The organism is Sphingomonas sp. (assembly GCF_025362505.1).
In the GTDB taxonomy this organism is placed as follows: Bacteria; Pseudomonadota; Alphaproteobacteria; order Sphingomonadales; family Sphingomonadaceae; genus Sphingomicrobium.
In genome coordinates this window covers 1-5360 of sequence record NZ_JANYGG010000125.1, presented here as the reverse complement: position 1 = coordinate 5360, position 5360 = coordinate 1, and the positions used below count along the sequence as shown (strand labels likewise).

The 5360-nt window shown below is 63.8% G+C and carries 3 protein-coding genes and 1 tRNA gene; all 4 read left to right on the top strand.

The features are described 5' to 3' along the window. Positions 1–229 precede the first annotated feature (229 nt). The 4 genes from Q0R27_RS12015 (at position 230) to glmM (ending at position 4994) form a co-directional block, all read left to right on the top strand. A complete protein-coding gene (locus tag Q0R27_RS12015; RefSeq protein WP_293945097.1) occupies positions 230–1408 on the top strand; it encodes an AI-2E family transporter in 1179 nt (392 codons plus the stop codon). Between the two features lie 80 nt (positions 1409–1488). Next, a tRNA-Asp gene (locus tag Q0R27_RS12010) sits at positions 1489–1565 on the top strand. Between the two features lie 177 nt (positions 1566–1742). Beyond that, positions 1743–3554, top strand: coding sequence for a peptide MFS transporter (locus Q0R27_RS12005; RefSeq protein WP_293945094.1), 1812 nt, complete (start codon positions 1743–1745; stop codon positions 3552–3554). 99 nt (positions 3555–3653) lie between these two features. Continuing rightward, complete coding sequence (gene glmM / locus Q0R27_RS12000) at positions 3654–4994, top strand: phosphoglucosamine mutase (RefSeq protein WP_293945093.1); 1341 nt, start codon at positions 3654–3656, stop codon at positions 4992–4994. The last annotated feature ends 366 nt before the right edge of the window (positions 4995–5360 follow it).

Sequence of the window (5360 nt, the reverse complement as noted above, 5' to 3'; positions counted from 1 at the left end):
GGTCGAGCTGGTCGATCGGCCCAACCCGGAATTTGGCTTCGATCGGCTGGTCGAGATTGTCAATCGCCGCCGTGCGACCCCGGACGAATTTGCGGCGATGGCCACCATGGCCGGGTTCGCCAGCGACCTTCGCGCCTGGGCGCAGGCGCAATCCATCTGAAAGCACCCCGCGATCGTCACTCCATCGAAACGTCTAGCCCAACCGCCTATCGCCCGATAAGCAAGGCCTATGACCGTCCCGCGCAAGACCCGGACCAAGCCGCCCGTCCCGCAGGTGACGAGTGAGGTTGAGAATCTTGAGGCCAAACGCGTTCGCTTGCTCGCCTCGCTCAACCTGCTCGGCGGAATCGGCCTAGTACTCGCCCTTCCGTTCGCGCTTCGCGAGGGGGCAGAATTCTTCTTGCCAGTCACCGCTGCGCTGGTGGTGGCGATTGCGCTTGTCCCCGTCCTCGAATGGTTCGAGCGGCGGGGCGTTGGGCCGCGTCTTGCGGCGGGCCTGTGTGTGATCCTCTTCCTTGGCGTTGCTGCCTTTGCAATCGCCTCCATTGTATCGCCAGCGATCCAATGGGTGGCGATGGTTCCGTCACGGGTCGACCATGTCCGCCACACGCTTGCGCCGTTGCTCGACCTGTACAAGAATCTCGAGCATTTCATTGACAATACCGCCTCTAAGATCAGCATTTCCGGGGATCATACAGGCGGCCGCGAAGTGCACATTGCCGCCCCGAACTCGGTGATGGGGTTAATCACTTCCTCGGTCCCGCATGCCGCGATCCAATTGTTCTTCGCGCTTCTCGTGATCTATTTCTTTCTGTCGGGCTGGACCGCAATGCGGCGCAGTACGATCAAGAGCCGCGGCAGCTTCGAAGGCGCGCTGACCACGGCCCGCGTAATCCAGCAGGTGGTCGAAGCGACATCGACCTACATCGCTACCATTTCGCTGATCAATGTCACACTCGGCGCGCTGACCGCGCTGATCCTGTGGATGCTCGGCATGCCGTCGCCGTTGATGTGGGGCGGCATCGTCGCGGTGCTCAACTACATCCCTTACCTGGGGCCGATCGCCTGCGTCTTTCTGCTCGCGTTCGGCGGACTGATGACCTTTCCTGATGTCTGGTCGGCGATGTTGCCACCGGCAATCTTCCTTGCCATGCACCTCGTCGAGGCTAACGTGTTCACACCATCGCTGGTTGGCCGAAAGCTCGAGATCAACCCGCTGCTGATCCTGGTGTCGCTGAGCTTCTGGGCGTGGGTGTGGGGCACGACCGGGGCGTTGCTGGCGGTGCCGCTGCTGATCATCATCAAGACGATTTTCGCTGCGGCGGGGACGCCCGACATCGCCGGTTTCCTGTTCGAGAACGGTGTATTGACCCATGTCGGCGATGACGAAGAAAGTTCCGACGAGTAGCGCGGCGAGGGACTCGCAAAAACGCTTCCCCGCCTTGTTGACAGGGGAGGGGGCCTCCCCTAGTTCGCCGCCACCAACGCGCGGGTGTAGCTCAGTTGGTTAGAGCGCCGGCCTGTCACGCCGGAGGTCGCGGGTTCGAGTCCCGTCACTCGCGCCATTTCATGGCATCGTAATTCGTCTGCGGCCCGGCTGGCTCTGTGCCTGTCGCACGTCGCCGCCGCGCCCTCCGCGCCGGCTCCAACTTTACACTCCGCCATTTCCCGCTAGTCTCGCCTGCAACAAGTCGGTCACGCGCGGCGCGCGGATGGCCGAAGGGTCCAGGGAGATAATCTACATGGTCGACTCGCCCACGGCGGACAATCCGTCGGAGCCCGACATCAGCCACGTGAATCCGGCGGCACGCGAGGAATGGTTCGGCCATCCGCGCCAGCTCGCCCGGCTGTTCACCACCGAGGCGATGGAGCGCTTCGGCTATTACGGCATGCGTGCGTTGCTGACGCTGTACCTCGCTCAGCATTTCCTGTTTTCGGACCGCACGACGACCGGCCTCTACGGCGGGTTCACCGCGCTGGTCTATCTGACCCCGCTGATCGGCGGCCTGCTTGCCGACCGCTTCCTGGGATCCAAGCGCTCGGTAAAGTTCGGCGCGATCCTGATGAGCCTTGGCTATCTCACGCTGTGCTTCGGCGGTGCGCCAGCGAAGCCGTTCGCGATGATCGACGGCCAGCGCTATGAAGTGGTCCAGGAAGGCCGCGGCGAGGGCATCAAGCAATATGTCGTCGACCAGGGTCAAAACCTGCTGATCCGGGGTAATGACGACAAGTCGGTCTCGCTGCTCGCGCCCGACGGGCATGAGGCACGGAAGATTGCGGTTGGCGGTTTCGATCCGCAGGGCGAGCGCAATCCGATGTCGGTCGCGTTGCTGCTGGTCGGATTGGCGTTGGTAGTGATCGGTAACGGCTTCTTCAAGCCCAATATCTCGACGATGGTTGGCACGCTTTATGCCGAGGGCGATCGCCGCCGCGACGCGGGCTTCACAATTTTCTACATGGGGATCAACCTTGGCTCGCTCTTCTCGCAAATCCTGTGCCCGCTGCTCGCGGTCGGGATGGGCAGCTGGGGCGGGCTTGGCTGGTGGGCGGGGTTCGCGCTCGCCGCGCTCGGCATGATGGTCTCGTGGGCGCTGATCCAGTTCGATGGCGGCAAGCTCGACGGTGTCGGTGATCGTCCCGCCGGCGCGCCCGCCAATCGCGACATGGTGATCTACGCCGCGGCGGTGCTGGCCATCCCGGTTGCCTATTTCCTGTTCACCAACCTGATGAGCTATGTGAAGCCCGAGGCGGGGTCGGGGATACTTGGCTACATCGCCACGCTGCCGATCATGGGCAAGATCATGTTCGGGACCTTCCTCATCTCGGTCCCCGGAATCATGATCTGGTCGTTCCTCAAGGGCAGCCGCGCCGAGTTTCAGATGATGCTGGCGGCAATGATCCTGATCACCTTCAACACGGTGTTCTGGACGCTGTTCGAACAGGCCGGGTCGAGCCTCACCCTGTTCGCCGACCGCAACACCGACCTCAGCGTGTTCGGCCTGTTCAGCATTTCGGCGGGGCAGACCCAGTTTTTCAACGCTGCCTTCATCGTGCTCCTGGCGCCGCTGTTCTCGATCATGTGGAACGGAATGGCGCGGCGCGGGATCGAGCCGACCATCCCGGTCAAGTTCGGTATCGCCTTGATGGGCGTGGGGGCGGGCTTTCTGTTCCTGGTGTGGGGCGCGACGTTCGCCGGGCCCGATTTCAAGGTTGGGTTGTGGTGGCTTGCCGGGCTCTACCTGATCCACTCCATCGCCGAACTGTGCATCTCGCCGGTCGGGCTGTCGATGATCACCAAGCTGTCGATCGCGCGGATCGTCGGCATGATGATGGGCGTGTGGTTCCTGTCGATCGCGGTGGCGCAATATGTCGCCGGCCTCGTCGCGCAGGTCGCCTCGGTCGAGACCGTCGGCGGACAGGTCACCAACCTCGCGGTCAGCCTCAACACCTATGTCGGGGTGTTCTGGAAGATCGGGCTGTTCGCGATCGTCATCGGCGCATTGCTGCTGGCGCTGGCGTGGCCGCTCAAGAAGCTCATGCATGGAGTGAAATAGGGTGATCCCGCTCGCCGCGCTGATCCTCGCCACTTTCGCTCATGGCGCGATCGGCGCGGGACCGTGGCGCTGGCTCGGATGAGCCGCTAGGGCCCGCTGATGACACGCAAATTCTTTGGCACCGACGGGATCCGCGGCAAGACCAACACCCCGCCGATGACCGCCGAAACCGCGCTCAAGGTCGGCCAGGCGGCGGGCGCTCACTTCATGCGCGGCGACCACCGCCACCGGGTGGTGATCGGCAAGGACACGCGGCTGTCGGGCTATATGATGGAATCGGCGCTCGTCGCGGGCTTCAACAGCGTCGGGATGGACGTTGTCCTGCTCGGCCCGATGCCGACCCCGGCGGTGGCGATGCTGACCCGGTCGATGCGCGCCGACTTGGGCGTGATGATCTCGGCCAGCCACAACAAGTTTTACGACAATGGTATCAAGCTGTTCGGGCCCGATGGTTACAAGCTGTCCGACGCCGACGAGCTGGCGATCGAGGCGCGGCTCGATCAGGTGCCGGTCCTCGTCGCGCCCGAGAAGATCGGCCGGGCCAGGCGGATCGACGACGCGCGCGGCCGCTATATCCATTTCGCCAAGTCGACCTTCCCCGAACGGCTGCGGCTCGACGGGCTCAAGGTGGTGATCGATTGCGCCAACGGGGCGGCCTATTCGGTCGCGCCCGAGGCGCTGTGGGAGCTCGGCGCCAACGTCATTCCGCTCGGCGTCAAGCCCGACGGGCTCAACATCAACGAAGGCTGCGGGTCGACCGAGCCGATGCTGCTGCGCGAAACCGTCGTCGCGTCGGGCGCCGACATCGGCCTTGCGCTCGACGGCGATGCCGACCGGCTGATCGTGGTCGACGAGAAGGGCGAGGTCATCGACGGTGACCAGCTGATGGCGCTGATCGCGATCGACCATCACCGGCGCGAGGCGCTGATGGGCAATGCGGTGGTATCGACGGTGATGTCGAACCTCGGGCTCGAGCGCCGCCTCGCCGAGGAGGGCATCGCGCTCGAGCGCACCCAGGTCGGCGACCGCTATGTGCTTGAGGCGATGCGCGCGCGCGGCCGCAATGTCGGCGGCGAGCAGTCGGGGCACATCATCCTGTCCGATCATTCGACCACCGGCGACGGGCTGGTCGCCGGGCTGCAGGTCCTCGCCGCGCTGATCGATCAGGACAAGCCGGCGAGCGAACTGCTCCACCTGTTCGAACCGGTGCCGCAACTGCTCAAGAATGTCCGGTTCGCGAAAGGCCAGCCGCTCGACGACGCCGCGGTCAAGGCGGTCATCGCCGATGCCGAGGCAAAGCTCGCCGGGCGCGGCCGCCTCGTTATCCGCAAGTCAGGCACCGAACCCCTGATCCGCGTAATGGCCGAAGGCGACGACCTCGCGATGGTCGAGACACTGGTCGACGGGATCTGCGACGCGGTCAGGGTGGCAGCGGGGTAGCGACTGTCACTTTCGCAAAGGCCACTTCCGTCGGCGCGAACTGTTTTTCACTGCCATACAGCCCCCTGACCGTGCTTTGGGATAATGCTGGTTAGCTGGTTTAATCGAAGCGTTGGATGGCGGTCGTCGACATAGGCCGCCAGTACGCGAGGCAGCGCTTTTGGCCGCACCACCGACGTCATTCACCTCGCGGCAAAAAACTGATAGCCACCGCCGGGACAATGCGGGAGGGGGTGCCCATGCCATATCGCCACGCACATTATTATGTGCTGTTCGTCTTGGTCGTGATCGGTCTGGGGTTCTGGCCAAGCTATTTCTCGGCGATAGGCCATGTCCCCTGGCAATTTCATGCGCACGGTGTCGCCG

Coding starts and splice junctions, on each gene's coding strand:
- Q0R27_RS12015 (WP_293945097.1), top strand. CDS start 230: ATGACCGTCCCGCGCAAGACCCGGACCAAGCCGCCCGTCCCGCAGGTG.
- Q0R27_RS12005 (WP_293945094.1), top strand. CDS start 1,743: ATGGTCGACTCGCCCACGGCGGACAATCCGTCGGAGCCCGACATCAGC.
- glmM (WP_293945093.1), top strand. CDS start 3,654: ATGACACGCAAATTCTTTGGCACCGACGGGATCCGCGGCAAGACCAAC.